The 14,661-nt window shown below is 65.4% G+C and carries 13 protein-coding genes; all 13 read right to left on the reverse strand.

Features of this window, described 5'->3' with window-relative positions:
• Positions 1–4: 4 nt before the first annotated feature.
• Positions 5–1,126, reverse strand: coding sequence for a sensor histidine kinase (locus L0D18_RS09430; RefSeq protein ID WP_243028636.1), 1,122 nt, complete (start codon positions 1,124–1,126; stop codon positions 5–7).
• Positions 1,110–1,787, reverse strand: a complete 678-nt coding sequence (locus tag L0D18_RS09435) for a response regulator transcription factor (RefSeq protein ID WP_243028637.1) — start codon at positions 1,785–1,787, stop codon at positions 1,110–1,112. Before L0D18_RS09435 ends, L0D18_RS09430 begins: the two co-directional genes overlap by 17 nt.
• Complete coding sequence (locus tag L0D18_RS09440) at positions 1,784–1,996, reverse strand: SHOCT domain-containing protein (RefSeq protein WP_243028638.1); 213 nt, start codon at positions 1,994–1,996, stop codon at positions 1,784–1,786. The genes L0D18_RS09435 and L0D18_RS09440 overlap by 4 nt, the downstream gene beginning before the upstream one ends.
• A gap of 37 nt (positions 1,997–2,033) precedes the next feature.
• Positions 2,034–4,406, reverse strand: coding sequence for a heavy metal translocating P-type ATPase (locus tag L0D18_RS09445; RefSeq protein WP_243028639.1), 2,373 nt, complete (start codon positions 4,404–4,406; stop codon positions 2,034–2,036).
• 65 nt (positions 4,407–4,471) lie between these two features.
• The gene (gene csoR, locus L0D18_RS09450; RefSeq protein WP_243028640.1) at positions 4,472–4,756 is read right to left on the reverse strand and encodes a metal-sensitive transcriptional regulator CsoR; all 285 of its coding nucleotides are present in this window, start codon (positions 4,754–4,756) and stop codon (positions 4,472–4,474) included.
• Positions 4,757–4,759: 3 nt separating this feature from the next.
• A complete protein-coding gene (locus L0D18_RS09455; protein WP_243028641.1) occupies positions 4,760–4,960 on the reverse strand; it encodes a CopZ family metallochaperone in 201 nt (66 codons plus the stop codon).
• 114 nt (positions 4,961–5,074) lie between these two features.
• Positions 5,075–5,377 carry a Rieske (2Fe-2S) protein gene (locus tag L0D18_RS09460; RefSeq protein ID WP_243028642.1) on the reverse strand — a complete coding sequence of 101 codons (303 nt, stop codon included), beginning with the start codon at positions 5,375–5,377 and terminating at the stop codon, positions 5,075–5,077.
• A 4-nt stretch (positions 5,378–5,381) separates the two neighbouring features.
• Positions 5,382–6,674 carry a Fe-S cluster assembly protein SufD gene (gene sufD / locus L0D18_RS09465; protein ID WP_243028643.1) on the reverse strand — a complete coding sequence of 431 codons (1,293 nt, stop codon included), beginning with the start codon at positions 6,672–6,674 and terminating at the stop codon, positions 5,382–5,384.
• A 42-nt stretch (positions 6,675–6,716) separates the two neighbouring features.
• Positions 6,717–8,123 carry a Fe-S cluster assembly protein SufB gene (gene sufB, locus L0D18_RS09470; protein ID WP_243028644.1) on the reverse strand — a complete coding sequence of 469 codons (1,407 nt, stop codon included), beginning with the start codon at positions 8,121–8,123 and terminating at the stop codon, positions 6,717–6,719.
• Entirely contained in the window at positions 8,120–8,869 is a 750-nt protein-coding gene (gene sufC / locus L0D18_RS09475; RefSeq protein WP_243028645.1) for a Fe-S cluster assembly ATPase SufC, read from the reverse strand. The genes sufB and sufC overlap by 4 nt, the downstream gene beginning before the upstream one ends.
• 88 nt (positions 8,870–8,957) lie before the next feature.
• A complete protein-coding gene (locus L0D18_RS09480; RefSeq protein ID WP_243028646.1) occupies positions 8,958–11,720 on the reverse strand; it encodes a hypothetical protein in 2,763 nt (920 codons plus the stop codon).
• Between the two features lie 96 nt (positions 11,721–11,816).
• Positions 11,817–13,133, reverse strand: a complete 1,317-nt coding sequence (aceA, locus tag L0D18_RS09485; protein ID WP_243028647.1) for an isocitrate lyase — start codon at positions 13,131–13,133, stop codon at positions 11,817–11,819.
• 156 nt (positions 13,134–13,289) lie between these two features.
• Positions 13,290–14,621, reverse strand: coding sequence for an FAD-dependent oxidoreductase (locus L0D18_RS09490; RefSeq protein ID WP_243028648.1), 1,332 nt, complete (start codon positions 14,619–14,621; stop codon positions 13,290–13,292).
• Positions 14,622–14,661 lie beyond the last annotated feature (40 nt).

A 14,661-nucleotide genomic window follows, 5' to 3' on the forward strand; every position in this document is an offset into this window, starting at 1 on the left:
CACCCTAAGCCTCTCCCGTTAAGCCCGTGTAAAGGGGCAGGGTGAAGCGGAAAACGCTTCCCTGGCCCGAGCGGCTTTCCACCCAGATCCTCCCCCCCATGGCTTCCACCAGACCCTTGGCGATGGTTAGACCCACCCCGGTACCTCCGTCCTGACGGCTGCGGGAAGGGTCTATGCGGTAAAAGCGCTCAAATATACGGGGAAGATGTTCTTCAGGGATGCCAGGCCCTGTATCCTCCACGCTGAAGACCACCGCATGGCCCGCCGGTTCCGCCCTAAGCCTTACCCTTCCTCCCACCGGGGTGTGGCGGAGGGCGTTGGCAAGCAGATTGGAGAGCACCTGAAGGGCCCGCTCCCCGTCGGCCCATACCCGAGGAAGCGGGCCTAGGGCCACCACCTCCAGGGCCACCCCCTTGGCCTGGAAGGCGGGGCGGAAGCGTTCCGTTACTTGCTCCAAAAGCCCTAGGGGGTCCAGGGGCTTCGGATGAAGCTCCACCGCTTTGGACTCCACCTGGGATACCAAGGAGAGGTCCCGGACCAGGCGGCTCATGGCCTTTACCTCCTGCCGGATCCTCTCCGCCGCCTTCTCGGGCTCCACGACTCCGTCCGCCAGGGCCTCGGCGTAGGCCTGCAGGGCGGATAGGGGGGTCCTGAGCTCGTGGGCTACGGTGCCGATCAGTTCTACCCGGCTTTGTTCCACCTTTTCCAGGGCCTCGGCCAGGCGGTTGAAATGGAGGGCCAGCTCGCCCAGCTCATCCTGTTCCAGAAGGGGAAGCCGTACCCTGTACTCCCCTTGGGCCATGCGCCGGCTGCCCTCGGAAAGAAGCCTTGCGGCGCGGGAGAAGCGCAGGCTGGCGAAGGAGGCGGAGAGGGCGGCCCCGGCTACGGAAAGGGGAAGGGCAGCGAGGAGGGCGGCGGTGAGGGTGGAACGCAGGCCCTCCTCGAGGTCCCGCCTCAAGGCCTCCCCCATCATGAGCCCTCCCATCATGGAGAGGGCGTGGTACATGCGTTCCACATGCCCCCGGTAGAAGGAAGGGGCCAGGGCCTCGGCCAGGAGGAAGAAGAGGAAAAGGGCCAGGAGGGCTACCAGGAGATGGCTCAGGAAAAGCTTAGCGAAGAGGCGCATCCCCCTCCCGGAAGCGGTAGCCTACGCCCCGCACCGTCTCTATGAACCTGGGGTTTTCGGGGTCGTCCAGGAGCTTCTTCCTAAGCCCGGCGATGTGCACGTCCACCACCCGGTCTATGCCCGGGAAGTCCGGCCCCCATACCTTTTCCAAGAGCCTTTCCCGGGTGAAGACCATCCCCGGGTGCTGGGCCAGGGTGAGGAGGAGGTCAAACTCCAGCTGGGAGAGGGGAAGGGGCTTGCCCTCCAGGTAGGCCTGCCGCTCCTTGGGAAGAAGGCGCAAGGGGCCGTAGTTGAGCTCCTCCTTGAGGCCAGCCCGCCTGAGGAGGGCCTTGACCCGGGCCACCACCTCCTTGGGGCTGAAGGGCTTGACCACGTAGTCGTCGGCCCCAAGCTCCAGCCCCTTAACCCTTTCCTCCTCCTCCCCCCTGGCGGTTAGCATAAGGATGGGTAGCTCGGGCCTTTCCCGGCGCACCTCCGCTAAGACCTGGAAACCATCCAGCTTGGGTAGCATGAGGTCCAGGATGATGAGATCGGCCCGGGGGAAAAGCGCGAGGGCCTTTTCCCCGTTTTCCGCCTCCAAGGCCTCAAACCCAGCCCCTCTCAGGTAGGCCCCCAGGACCTCGAGGAGGGCTTTATCGTCGTCCACCAGGAGGACCCTCATCCCAGCTCGCGCTTCATGCGCTCAAAGGTCTCCTTGTCGATCTCTCCTTTGGCGTACCGTTCTTTTAGGATCTCCAGGGCCCGATCCCGCTTCTCTGGAACTAGGCTGCGTACTAGCCAGTAGACGAAGAGGCCCAGGAGCACGAACCAGAGAAGCCCCAAAAGGGGCCCCCACCAACCCATGTACCACCAGTTTCCGCACCACCACATACCCTTCACCTCCTGGTTTCACCTTAGCCCTAGCGGGTTAAGCTGCGGTAAAGCCTCGTGGCTGGAACTTCTTCAGCCTCAAGGAGTTGCTGAGCACGAAGAGGCTGGACAGGCTCATGGCCCCGGCCGCCAGCATGGGGTTTAGAAGAAGCCCGGTAAGGGGGTAGAGGGCCCCGGCCGCCACGGGGATGAGGAGGATGTTGTAGGCGTAGGCCCAGAAGAAGTTGAGGTGGATGGTCCAAAGGGTGCGCCGTGCGAGAAGGATCGCGTCCAGCAAGCCTTCCAGGCTTGGCGAAAGCAGGATCACATCCCCTGCCTCCACGGCGATGTCCGTGCCCGTGGCCAGGGCGATGCCCGCATCGGCCTGGGCTAAGGCGGCGGCGTCGTTGATCCCGTCCCCCACGAAGATCACCTTCCTTTGGGCTTGCAGGCGCCTTATGGCCTCCACCTTGCCCTCGGGGCGCACCCCCGCCAGAACCTCCTCGATTCCCAAGGCTTCGGCCACCCGCCGGGCCGGGACGGGGTGGTCCCCGGTGAGGAGGACGGGCTTTAGGCCCAGGGCCTTGAGGGCTGCCACCACCTTCTTGGCCTCGGGCTTTGGGGGGTCAAAGACGCCGAAGGCGGCCAGAAGCTCCTTTCCATCCGCCAGGTAAAGGGGAGTGTAGCCCTTTTCGGATAGCTCCCAGGCCTCTTTAGGAAGCCCTACCCCAAGCCGTTCCATCAGGGCCGGGCCCCCCAGGTAAAGCTTCTTCCCCTCCACCACCCCCTCGATCCCCTCCCCGGGAAGAGCCCGCACCGCCTGGGCCTCGGGTATGGAAAGGCCCTTGGCCGCCTCCAACACCGCCTTGGCGATGGGGTGTTCGCTCCCCCGTTCCAAAGCCGCGGCCAGCCGCAGGGCTTCTTCTGCATCCAGGGCAAACCCTAAGCGTTCCGTGAGGGCGGGCTTTCCCTGGGTCAGGGTACCGGTTTTGTCCAGGACCACGGTATCCGCCCGGGCGAGGCCTTCTATGGCCTGGCCCTTGCGGAAAAGGAGGCCCATCCCTGCGGCCTTTCCCGTGGCCACGGCGATGGCCGCCGGGGTAGCGAGGCCCATGGCGCAAGGGCAGGCGATGAGGAGGACGGAAAGGAGGGCCACGAAGGCGTAGGAGAGGCCGGGGCCATAGAGAACCCAAAGGGCGAAGGTGGTGAGGGCGATGAGGAGCACGATGGGTACGAAGACGCTGGCGATGCGGTCCGCCACCTCTTGCACCCGGGGCTTGTAGGCCTGGGCCTCCTCCACCAGACGGGCCATCTGGGCGAGGACCGTGGCCTCCCCCACCCGGCTTATCCGGATGAGGAGGGCCCCTTCCCCGTTCACCGTGCCCCCCACCACTTCGTCCCCCGGCCCCTTGACCTTGGGGATGGGCTCCCCGGTGAGCATGGCCTCGTCCACGTGGCTGAAGCCCTCCACCACCACCCCATCGGCGGGGATGCGCTCCCCGGGTAGGACCCGCACCAGGTCGTTAGGGATAAGGGCCTCAGCGGGGACCTCCTTCTCCTCCCCTCCCTGCACCACCCTAGCGGTCTTGGGCCTTAGGGCAAGGAGCTTGCGGATGGCCTCCGAGGCTTTGCCCTTGGCCCTTTCCTCCAGGTGCTTGCCCAGGAGGATCAGGGCCAGGATCACCGCTCCTGCTTCCAGATAGAGATGGCGGGCCTCCTCGGGGAACAGGGTGGGGAAGAGGAGGACCAAAAAGGAGTAAAGGTAGGCGCTTCCCGCCCCCAGGGCCACCAGGGTGCTCATGCCAAGGGCGCGGTGGCGCACCTCGGAAAGGGCCTGGCGGAAGAAACGCCGGCCCGCGTAGAGCACGGGTAAGGCGGTGAGGACCTGGAAGAAAGGGGGAACGTGGGGGAGGGGAAGGAGCATGGGCCCCATGGCCAAAAGGAGGGTGAGGAAGGCAAAGGGTAAGGCGATAAGGAGATCCGTGGGGTAAGCGGGGGCCTTCCTTTCCTCCTGGGCTACCTCCAGGGGCTCGTAGCCCGCTTCCCGGATGGCCTGGCGCAGGCGGGGAAGGGTTACGGTGTCGGGCAGGTACTCCACAAAGGCCTTTTCCGTGGCCAGGTTCACCTGGGTGGAAAGCACCCCAGGGAGCCTCTTCAAGGCCCGCTCCACCCGGGCCACGCAGGCGGCGCAGGTCATCCCCTTCACGGGGATCTCCACCCGGGCCACCACGGGCTCATACCCTGCCTCCTCCACCTGCTTGAGCACCTCGGCGAGGTTTACGCCTTCCTGTAGCCGCAAAAAGGCCTCCTCGGTGGTGAGGTTGACCCGGGCTTCCTCCACCCCTGGGGCCCTTTTCAAGGCCCTTTCCACCCGCCCCACGCACGAGGCGCAGGTCATGCCCTTTACTCCCACCCTTACTTCCAGTGCCATAGCTCTAGATCCCTTCTTGCGGAAACCCCCATGCTCCCGGTATGGAGGGGACGGATGGGTTGCCCTTAGCGGTACTTGAGGGCCTCCATCAGCTCCTCCACGATCTCTTCCACGTCTCCCCGCTCATGGGCGGTGGCCACGTGGTCCTTAAGGTGGGCCCTTAGGACCATTTCCCCCACCCGGTCCAAGGCCCCTTCCACCGCTTTAAGCTGCTTCAACACGTCCACGCAGTACACATGGGGATCTTCCAGCATGCGCAGGATGCCCTCGAGGTGGCCCTTGGCGGAGAGGAGGCGCCTTTTGGCCTCTTCCCGCACCTTGGGGTCCAGGTGGAGGTGGTCGCGGGGCATGGTCTAGCCGGCCAGGGCGGCCCGGTACCCCTCTTCTTCCACCGCCTGGATAAGGGCTTCAGGATCCGCCTTTCCCTCCACCCAGGCCTCGGCCCGCTCCAGGCTCACCTCGGCCTTTTCCACCCCGGGCACCTTCATGAGGGCCCTCTTTACCGCCATCACGCAGTGGTTGCAGGTCATGCCTTCCACCTTGAGCTTCAGCATCCTCCACCTCCCCCACCCCAGGTGGGGTGGGTATTCCTACCCTACCCCCTCCTTCCCCTGGCGTCAAGGGGAAAGGCCCCAAGGGAAACCTTGGGGCCTGGAAAGGGGCCCTGTTTAAAGGTCCAGGAGGATGGTGTCCCCCTCGAGCCTGGCGGGGAAGACCTTGATGGGTTTAGGGGCGGGCAGGGTCTGCCGGCCTGTCTTGAGGTCAAAGCGGGCCCCGTGCCGGGGGCAGACGATCTGCCCATCCTCCAGGTCCCCCTCGTGCAGGGGGCCGTCATCGTGGGTGCAGACGTCCTCCAGGGCGAAGACCTCCTCCCCGGTGTAGAGGAGGAGGATGGGCTTCTTGTGCTCGGGCCTTTTGACCACCAGCCTACCGTTTTCCAGATCGCCCAGCTTGGCTACCGGGGTCCACATGGCCTTAGATTCTAACCTTTTCCTCTATCACCGCTTCCAGGTGAGCCCTTAGGGCCTTTAGGGGAATGCGGGTGAGGACATCCGCCAGGTGGGCCTTGACCAGGAGTTCTTGGGCCAGGCTACGGGAAAGCCCCCGGGACTGGAGGTAGAAAAGCTGCGTCTCGTCCACGGGGGCGGTGGTGCTCCCGTGGGTGCAGCGCACGTCGTTGGCCCCGATCTCCAGCTGGGGGATGGAGTCCACCCGGGCGGTGGGGGAGAGGATGAGGTTGCGGTTGGCCTGGTAGGCGTCGGTCTTCTGGGCCCCCCGTTCCAGCTTGATGAGGCCGGAGAAGACCGCCCGGGCCTCGTCCTTCACCGCTCCCTTGTAGAGGAGGTCGCTTCGGGTATGGTGCTCCACGTGGTGCTGCAGGGTGTAGTGGTCAAAGTGCTGCTGGCCGTGCCCGAAGTAAAGCCCCAGCATCTCGCTTTCCGCCCCCGGGCCCAATAGCTCCGAGGCCACCTCGCTCCGGGCGTAGCGCCCGCCCAGGTTCACCACCAGGTCGTTTAAGACGGCGTCCCGCTCCAGAAGGGCCCTTTGCTGGTGGAAGTGCCAAACTCCGTCGCCAAAAGTCTGGACGTGGGCGTGGCGCAGCCGGGCCCCAGGCCTCAGGACCATCTCCGTGGCGGAGAGGTGCAGGGTGGGGGGAAGGTCTGGGGAAAGGTACTCCTCAATGTAGGCAGCCTTGGCGTTGTCCTCCAGGAGGAGGAGGCTTCGGCCCGCGGAGGCCTTGCCCCCTTCCAGCACCTTGAAGACCCCTAGGGGTTTTTTCACTTCCAGCCCTGCGGGCACGTAGAGGAAGGCCCCGTGGGTGAAGAAGGCGGCGTTTTGGGCAGCGAACTTGTCCTCGGTGTAAACCCCCTGGAACAGGGTGGCCTCCACCTTGGCGGGATGGGACCTAAGGGCCTCCGCCAGGCTGGTGAGGACCAACCCCTTAGCCAGAAGCTCCTCGGGGACCTCGGCGTAGACCAAATCCGGCCCCACGAAGACCAGAAAACCGGAAACATCGGTTTTCTCCAAACGGCGCTTTACCAGCTCAGGAAGCTCGTCCCGGGAAAGCCGAAGCCCCTTGGGGGTCTCCACCTCGCCTTCCAAAGGGGCCTCGGAGAGGTCGGTGTAGCGCCAGGCCTCGTCCTTTTTGCTGGGGTAGGGGAGGTGGGCGAAGGCCTCGAGGGCCTTTAGCCTCCCCTCCAGCACCCAGCCTGGCTCCCCTAGGGCCCGGGAGATGGTTTCCACCTGCGTTTTGTCCAGTACCTGCATGCATCCTCCTAGCGCAAAGGTTAAGGCTCTTGACGGGGACCCTTAGCCTACGGAGCCCTCCATCTCCAGCTCGATGAGCCGGTTGAGCTCCACCGCGTACTCCAAAGGCAGCTCCTTGGCGATGGGTTCAATGAAGCCCCGCACGATGAGGGCTGCGGCCTCGTCCTCCTTAAGGCCCCGGGTCTCTAGGTAGAAGATCTGCTCGTCGTCCATCTTGGACACCGTGGCCTCGTGGCCCACGTGGGCGGTGTCCTCCTGGATCTCGATGTAGGGGTAGGTGTCGGTGCGGCTTTCCGGGTCGATGAGGAGGGCATCGCACTCCACGTTGGCCCTGGCGTACTTGGCCCCGTCCAGCACCTTCACCAGGCCCCGGTAGCTGGCCCGGCCCTCCCCCTTGGAGATGCTCTTGGAAACGATGGTACCCGAGGTATGGGGAGCTCCCAGGATGATCTTGGCCCCGGTGTCCTGGTGCTGGCCGGTCTTGGCAAAGGCGATGGAGAGGATCTCGGTCCGGGCCCCCGGTTCCAGGAGGTAGCTGGAGGGGTACTTCATGGTGACCTTGGAGCCCAGGTTGCCATCCAGCCACTCATGGAAGGCATCCCCGTAGACCAAGGCCCTTTGCGTCACCAGGTTGTACATGTTGGTGGACCAGTTCTGAATGGTGGTGTAGCGGCTCCTGGCTCCCCGTTTCACCACGATTTCAATGACCCCGGTGTGCAAGGACTCACTGGAGTACATGGGGGCGGTGCACCCTTCTATGTAGTGCACCTCGGCCCCCTCGTCCACGACGATCAGGGTGCGCTCAAACTGGCCGAACTCGGGGGTGTTCACCCGGAAGTAGGCCTGCAAGGGCAGTTCCACCTTCACCCCCGGGGGGATGTAGACGAAGGAGCCCCCGGACCAGGCGGCGGAGTTCAGGGCGGCGAACTTGTTGTCCTCCGGGGGCACCACCTTGGCGAAGTACTCCTTGAAGAGGTCCTCGTACTTCTTCATACCCTCTTCAATGGCCACGAAGATGACCCCCTGCCGCTCCAGCTCCTCCTTCACCCGGTGGTAGACCATTTCCGAGTCGTACTGGGCCCCCACCCCGGCCAGCACCTTCCTCTCCGCCTCGGGGATGCCCAGGCGCTCGTAGGTTTTGCGGATCTCCTCAGGGATTTCCTCCCAGCTTTTGGCATCCCGGGTTTCCGCGGGCTTCACGTAGTAGACCAGGTTGTCCAGGTCCAGGCCCGAGAGGTCAGGGCCCCAGGTGGGCATGGGCTTCTTCTGGAAAATCTCCAATGCCCGCAGGCGGAACTTCAGCATCCACTCGGGCTCCCCCTTGTGGTAGCTGATGGCCTCAATCACCCTTCGGGTCAGGCCCCGCTCGGCCACGAAGACCGGCTTGACCTCGTCCACGAAGTGGTACTTGTATTCCTCTCCCAGGGCCTTCAGGTCCACCTCGTTCATGCCCCCTCCTTTACTTCCCTAAGCCACTCGTAACCCTTGGCCTCCAGCTCCAAGGCCAGCTCCGGGCCTCCTTCCGCCACGATGCGCCCGTCCATCATCACGTGCACCCGGTCGGGGACGATGTAGTTCAGAAGGCGCTGGTAGTGGGTGATCACCAGGGCGCCGAAGTTCGGGCCCCGCATGGCGTTCACCCCCCGGGCCACCACCTTGAGGGCGTCAATGTCCAGCCCGGAGTCGGTCTCGTCCAGTACGGCATAGGTGGGCTCGAGGACCAGGAGCTGGAGGATCTCGTTGCGCTTCTTCTCCCCGCCGGAGAAGCCCTCGTTGAGGTAGCGGGAGAGGTAGGATTCGTCCCAGTCCAGAAGTTCCAAGGCCTTCTTCACCTTGGTCCAAAACTCCGCCACCCCCACCTCCCGGCCCAGCTTGGCCTGGAGGGCCAGGCGCAGGAAGTTGGCCATGCTCACCCCCGGCACCTCCACCGGGTACTGGAAGGCCAGAAAGAGGCCCTTTTTGGCCCTCTCGTCCGGGGAGAGGTCCAGGATGCTCTCCCCATCCAGCAGGATGTCCCCTTTTTCCACCGTGTACTCAGGGTCCCCGGCCAGGATCTTGCCCAGGGTGCTCTTGCCGGCCCCGTTGGGGCCCATGAGGGCATGGACCTGGCCTTTGGGGACCACCAGGTTCACGCCCTTAAGGATGGTTTCGCCATCTATAGAAGCCCAGAGGTCACGGATTTCTAGCTGGTTCATCGTTCTGCCTCCTGATGCTGGGTCAGCCTCTTACTGCGACCCATTCGCAGTAAGAGTATACCGCCCCACCCTCCTAAAGTATAGTGATTTAGTCGGGATTTGCCAGGTGGAAGCCCAGGGCTTCGGCAAAGGCCAGGGGGGTAGGGGGAAGCCGCCTTTGGAGTTCGGGGCAGAAGCGGCCCAGGGCCCGGCCCAGCTGGAAGCGAAAAGGTTCGGGAAGGGGGCTTTTCTTCACCTCCAGAACCTTTTGCCAGGCGGCCTCCTTCTCCCCCAGGCCCAAAAGGGCCAGGATCTCCACCGCCCGGGCTTGGGCCAGGAGGCCAGGGTCTTCCAAAGGAGGCAGGGCCACCACCTGGGCCAGAGCCTCCCCAAACCGGCCTCCCCGGGCCAGGGCCTCTGCATAGCCCAGGCGGGCCTGGGCTTCCAAATAGGGGTTTTCCAGGGGAAGGAGGGGTTTTAAGAGGGCCTTGCCCTCTTCCGGGGGCAGAAGGAGGGAAAGGAGGCTAAGGGTGTCCAGGCGGAGAGCGGTATAGCGCTCGGTGGGCTCCTCGGGAATCTCTGCCAGGAGGTCCTGAAGAAGGCGGGAGGCGGTGGGGGCGGTAAGACCCCCAAGGAAGGGGGGGCGGTAGGGTTGGCCGGCCTCCAGGAGAAGATAGGTGGCTCCTAGGCGGAAGAGGGTGCGCAGGTGGCGGTAGCGGGCCTCCTTGGGCCTTTCCCTCGTGGTGCGGAAGTAGGCTTCGGCCGGAACCAGAAGCCGTAGGGCGGCAAAAGGGCGGCCCCGGGCGGCCTCGAGGATCCCGGCCTCGCTCTCCACCCGGGCCCGGGTGAAGGGGTCCTCCGCCTCGGCCAGGGCCTTGGCTATGGCCTCGCCTGCCTCCTGGTAAAGGCCCAGGCGCCGGAGGAGGGTGGCGTAGCGGGCCCTTACCCGGGCCACCTCGTCCTTAGGGGCACCCCCTTCCTCCAGGGCCTTTAGGCCTTCCTCCATGCGGGGCTTGGCCTCTAGGCTTCCTAAGCGCATGAGGAGGTCTCCCATCTGGTAGCGGGCCCTCCCCGCGAGGAGGGGGTCGTGGCCCACCTGGGAAAGGGCCTCCAGGGCCTCCCCGTAGCGGCCCAGGTCCTTGGCTACCAGTCCCCGCCACAGGTGTACCCGGTCCTGTAGGAAGGGGGCCACGGGAAGCCCTTGCGCTTCCTCTACGAAACGGGCCGCCTTCTCGTAGTCCCCTTTCCAGCGCTCCACCGCCGCCATGACCAAAAGCCCCTCGGCCTGGGCGGTTTCGTTCAGGAGCGCGAGGTCCTTCTTGGGGGGAAGAAGTTCCTCCGCCTCCTTGTAAAGGGCGGCGTCCGCCTTGGCCTCCGCCCCTTTGATGCGGGCCCAGGTGCGCAGGGCGGGGTCCTGGGCTTGAGAAAGCACCCGGAGGGCCTCTTCCGCCTCGGGGTGGGCGTACTGGCCCAAGACCGCCCGGTAGCGCACCACCACCGCGGCCAGGGCCTCGAGGTCCTCCCGGGGCCAGGCCTGGGCCTCCTGCCAGAGCCCGGGAAGGAGGGCCAGCCGGGCAGGGTCCTCCTGCAGAAGATCCAAAAGTACCCGGATTTCCCCCGCCTTGTAGGCGTGATGCAGCTTGCGGAAGAGGTTTTCCTTAGGGAAGAAGGCGAGGGCCAGGCGGTGGAGCTCCTTGGGGGCGTCCTGGGGGAGGAGACTTCTTAGGGCGGGCCGCACCAGGCCTTCCCCTACCCAGTCCAAAAGGGCCCTTTCCGCTTGCGAAAGGCGTTCCAGAGGTTTGCCCAAGGCCTTTTCCAAGAGCTCTGCGGGGAAGGCGGGATCGGCCTCGGGGCTGAAGGCGGAAAGGGCCAGGAGCAGGGGTTTGAGGGCCGGATCGTCTTGCAAAGGGGTTTGGGGATCGTGCTTGGCGGCTTCCAGAAGCACCAAGCGGGAAAGCTCCCCAAAGTTGCGCCCCGCCTGGTTCACCAAGGCTTCCAGCCTCTCCGGGGGCAGGTGGGGAAGCCGTTCCCGTACGAAGCGCCGGGCCTCCTCCCGGCTCGGAGGGGAGAGGGGTTGGAAGGGCAGGGCGGGGGGTGGCTCGCTTAGGGCCGCCACGTAGGGAATGGTCAAGGCCTTTAGGAAAGGCTCCAGCCAGGCCGCGAGCCCCCTTTGGGTGCCGTCCGGGCCCCGCAGGGGGAGGCCTTCCAAGGTGCCCTCAGCCTCGGCCCGGAGGAGGAGAGGGCGCCCCTCCCGGTTCAGGCCCCGGGCCAGGAGGGTCAGGACCTCCTGCTCCAGGGCTCCTTGCAGGATGTAGGGCTGGGTGGGGGAAAGCTGGGCCAGAAGGGACCGCACCTCCTCCCCTGTCCCCAAGCCCTCGGCCAAGGGGACCAGGGCCTGGGCCAGTTCCCCCCCCAGGTTGAGGAGAAAGGGTTCCTTTCCCGGCAAAGCGGAGAGGGCACGGCTCAAGGCGGCCAAGAGAACCCCCTTGCCCGTGGCCGGCCCCCCCACCACCACCATCTGAGGCTTACCTCCGGCCTCCAGTTCCTTCAGGAAACGGCGGAAGATCCGGCGTTTGTCCCGGCCCAGGGTTTTGCGGGCGCTTTCCAGGAAAAGCTCCGCCGGGGGAGGAGGAGGAGGGAGGCCCGCCTCCTGGTACAGGTCGGCGATGACCCCGTAAAGCCTTTCCTTCTCCTCGGGGCTTCCCAGGTCCTTGTAGAGGATGTTGCGCACCGTCCCCGCCTTGCCCCCCCGTTCGGTCATAAGGGCTTCCAGCCAGCGCAAGGAGCCCCGCTTGCCCCGGTGGTCCCGGCCCCTGAGGTGCGGGCGGAGCTCCTCCAGATAGCGCAACCAGGGTGTATGTGCATCTGACATGGTGATTACACTATACCAGCCCCGGTGTGGCCACAGCCTACCCAGATTAAACCGCCCCCGGTTTGGGGGCGGTAAGGAGGGGCGCAAGGCCTGCCCTCAGTGCACGGGCTCGTTGAACTGGGCCTCCTCGGTGGAGCCCTTGAGGGCCAGGGTGGAGGCCTCCCCTTGGGTCAGGGCCAGGACCACCTCGTCAAAGTAGCCCGCCCCCACCTCCCGCTGGTGTTTCACGGCGGTGAAACCCTGGGCCTGGGCCAGGAACTCCTTCTGCTGGAGCTCCACGAAGGCGGGCATGCCCCGGGCCTTGTAGCCCTTGGCCAGCTCCCAGATGTAGTAGTTCACCGTGTGCCAGCCCGCCAGGGTGATGAACTGGAACTTGTACCCCATCTCCCCCAGCTCCCGGTTGAACTTGGCGATGGTCTCGTCGTCCAGGAATTTCTTCCAGTTGAAGGAGGGGGAGAGGTTGTAGGCGAGGAGCTTGTCGGGGAACGCCTTCTTCACCGCCTCGGCGAACTTGCGGGCCTCCTCCAGGTCGGGCTTGGAGGTTTCCATCCAGATGACGTCGGCGTAAGGGGCATAGGCCAAGGCCCGGGCAATCCCCGCCTCGAGGCCATTCCTCACCCGGTAGAAGCCCTCGGGGGTGCGCTCTTGGGAAAGGATAAAGGGCCTGTCCCGCTCATCTATGTCGCTGGTGATGAGGGTGGCCGCCTCGGCGTCGGTGCGGGCGATGATCACCGTGGGTACCCCCATGGTGTCCGCCGCCAGGCGGGCCGCTTGGAGGGTGCGGATGTGCTGGGAGGTGGGCACCAGCACCTTGCCCCCCAGGTGACCGCACTTCTTCTCCGAGGCCAGCTGGTCCTCGTAGTGGATGCCCGCGGCCCCGGCCTCTATCATGGCCTTGGTGAGCTCAAAGACGTTCAAGGCCCCACCGAAGCCCGCCTCCGCATCGGCCACGATGGGCACGTACCAGTCCCGGGTCACCTTGCCCTCGGAGCGCTCGATCATATCGGCCCGCATCAGGGCGTTGTTGAGGCGCTTCACGATCTGGGGCACGGAGTTATAGGGGTAAAGGGACTGGTCGGGGTAGGTCTGCCAGGCCAGGTTGGCGTCGGCGGCCACCTGCCAGCCGGAGAGGTAAATGGCTTCCAGCCCGGCCCGCACCATCTCCACCGCCATGGCCCCGGTGTAGGCCCCGAAGGTGTGCACGTAAGGGCGCTCGTGCAGGAGTTGCCAAAGTTTCTCTGCCCCTCGCTTGGCTAAGGTGTACTCCACCTTCACGCTGGGCCGAAGCCGCACCACATCCTCGGGGCGGTAGTCCCGCCTCACCCCCTTCCACCGGGGGTTGGTGGCCCACTCCCGCCTGAGCTCCTCCGCCTCTTGCCGCATCTCGGGGGTCAGCATGCTTAAGGGATCCATCCCTCACCTCCCAAGGCCAGTCTGGAGCTGGGAGAAGTTACGGTGTAGGGTGTAAGGCAAGAGGCTTAACACTCCTTGATGGTGTTTTCCCCTCCTAACTACACCGGTTTACCGCCTTGTCGGGGACTTATGGGGGACCCCAGCTGGGCTTTGGGGTTACCTGGCTTGCTGGGCGGCGATGAGAAGGGGGTCCCAGACGGGGCTATAGGGCGGGGCGTAGGCCAGGTCCAGGCTCAAGAGGTCCTCCACCGTGCCCCCTTGGTGCAGCAGGGCGGCTAGGGCATCTATGCGCAAGGCCCCGTGCCCATGGGCCACCACGGCCCCGCCTAAAAGCTTTCCCGTCCTCTCTTCGTAGACCAGCTCCACCCAAAGGGGCTGGCTTCCCGGGTAGTAATGGGCCCCGTCCCGGCTTTGGATGAAGACCTTCTTGGCGCGGAACCCTTCCCTTAGGGCCGCCTCCTGGGAAAGACCCGTGGTGGCCACCGCCAGGCCAAAGGCCTTGAAGATGGCGGTGCCCACCACCCCGGCAAAGCGGGCCTCCTTGCCGGCGATGACCGCCCCGGCGGTGCGGCCGTGCTTGTTGGCCACGTCCCCCAAGGGAAGCCAGTAGGGGCGCTTCAGCACCTGGTGGAAGCTTTCCGCCACGTCCCCGGCGGCATACACGCCTTCCAGGTTGGTGCGCATTCTTTCGTCGGTGGCGATGGCCCCCGTGGGGCCCAAGGCCACCCCCATGGCCTGGGCCAGGAGGGTATTGGGCCGGACCCCCGTGGCCACCAGGACCAAATCGGCGGGCACCACCCCTTCCGAGGTTTCCACCGCCTCCACCCGGCCCTGGCCCCTGAAGGCCACCACCCTCACCCCCGTCCAGACCTCCACCCCATGGCGCTCCAGCTCTTCCTTGAGGAGATGGCCCACTTCCCCATCCCAGTGGGGTAAGGGGCGGTCCTTGAGCTCCAGGAGGGTGACCTCGAGGCCCCGCTTGCGGAAGGCCTCGGCCACCTCGAGGCCGATGTACCCCGCCCCCAGGATGGCGGCCCTTTTGGCCCCTTCCAGGGCCTTGAGGAGCTTTTGGCCATCCTCCATGCTCCTTAGGGTGTAGACCCCTTGCTGCTCCGTGCCCGGGATGGGGGGAAGGATGGGCCTAGCCCCGGTGGCCAGGACCAGGTGGTCGTACCGGTCCTGGAAGGTGCGCCCTTCCTGGTGGTCAAAGACGGTGAGGGTTTTGAGCTCCGGATCCACGTCCACCACCTCGTGATGGGTGTGGATCTCTACCCCCTGCTTCCGGAACTCCTCCGGGGTCCGGGCCACCAGCTTTTCCAGACGGGGAATCTCCCCGGAAAGCACGTAGGGCAGGCCGCAGGCCCCGTAGGAAACCCAGCCCGACTTTTCGTAGACCACCACCTCGAGGTCCGGGTTCTCCCGCTTGGCCTTGGCGGCGGCGGAAGCCCCACCCGCCACCCCACCGATCACCACCAGCCGCTTGCCCATAAAGGGTATTGTGCCACGGCCTAGGGGGCCAGATGTCCCC

The sequence above is a fragment of the Thermus albus genome (assembly GCF_022760855.1).
Taxonomy (GTDB): domain Bacteria; phylum Deinococcota; class Deinococci; order Deinococcales; family Thermaceae; genus Thermus; species Thermus albus.

What these genes read in the sequence shown, in the direction of transcription:
- L0D18_RS09430 (WP_243028636.1), bottom strand. Translation starts at nt 1,126, where the DNA reads ATGCGCCTCTTCGCTAAGCTTTTCCTGAGCCATCTCCTGGTAGCCCTC.
- L0D18_RS09435 (WP_243028637.1), bottom strand. Translation starts at nt 1,787, where the DNA reads ATGAGGGTCCTCCTGGTGGACGACGATAAAGCCCTCCTCGAGGTCCTG.
- L0D18_RS09440 (WP_243028638.1), bottom strand. Translation starts at nt 1,996, where the DNA reads ATGTGGTGGTGCGGAAACTGGTGGTACATGGGTTGGTGGGGGCCCCTT.
- L0D18_RS09445 (WP_243028639.1), bottom strand. Translation starts at nt 4,406, where the DNA reads ATGGCACTGGAAGTAAGGGTGGGAGTAAAGGGCATGACCTGCGCCTCG.
- csoR (WP_243028640.1), bottom strand. Translation starts at nt 4,756, where the DNA reads ATGCCCCGCGACCACCTCCACCTGGACCCCAAGGTGCGGGAAGAGGCC.
- L0D18_RS09455 (WP_243028641.1), bottom strand. Translation starts at nt 4,960, where the DNA reads ATGCTGAAGCTCAAGGTGGAAGGCATGACCTGCAACCACTGCGTGATG.
- L0D18_RS09460 (WP_243028642.1), bottom strand. Translation starts at nt 5,377, where the DNA reads ATGTGGACCCCGGTAGCCAAGCTGGGCGATCTGGAAAACGGTAGGCTG.
- sufD (WP_243028643.1), bottom strand. Translation starts at nt 6,674, where the DNA reads ATGCAGGTACTGGACAAAACGCAGGTGGAAACCATCTCCCGGGCCCTA.
- sufB (WP_243028644.1), bottom strand. Translation starts at nt 8,123, where the DNA reads ATGAACGAGGTGGACCTGAAGGCCCTGGGAGAGGAATACAAGTACCAC.
- sufC (WP_243028645.1), bottom strand. Translation starts at nt 8,869, where the DNA reads ATGAACCAGCTAGAAATCCGTGACCTCTGGGCTTCTATAGATGGCGAA.
- L0D18_RS09480 (WP_243028646.1), bottom strand. Translation starts at nt 11,720, where the DNA reads ATGTCAGATGCACATACACCCTGGTTGCGCTATCTGGAGGAGCTCCGC.
- aceA (WP_243028647.1), bottom strand. Translation starts at nt 13,133, where the DNA reads ATGGATCCCTTAAGCATGCTGACCCCCGAGATGCGGCAAGAGGCGGAG.
- L0D18_RS09490 (WP_243028648.1), bottom strand. Translation starts at nt 14,621, where the DNA reads ATGGGCAAGCGGCTGGTGGTGATCGGTGGGGTGGCGGGTGGGGCTTCC.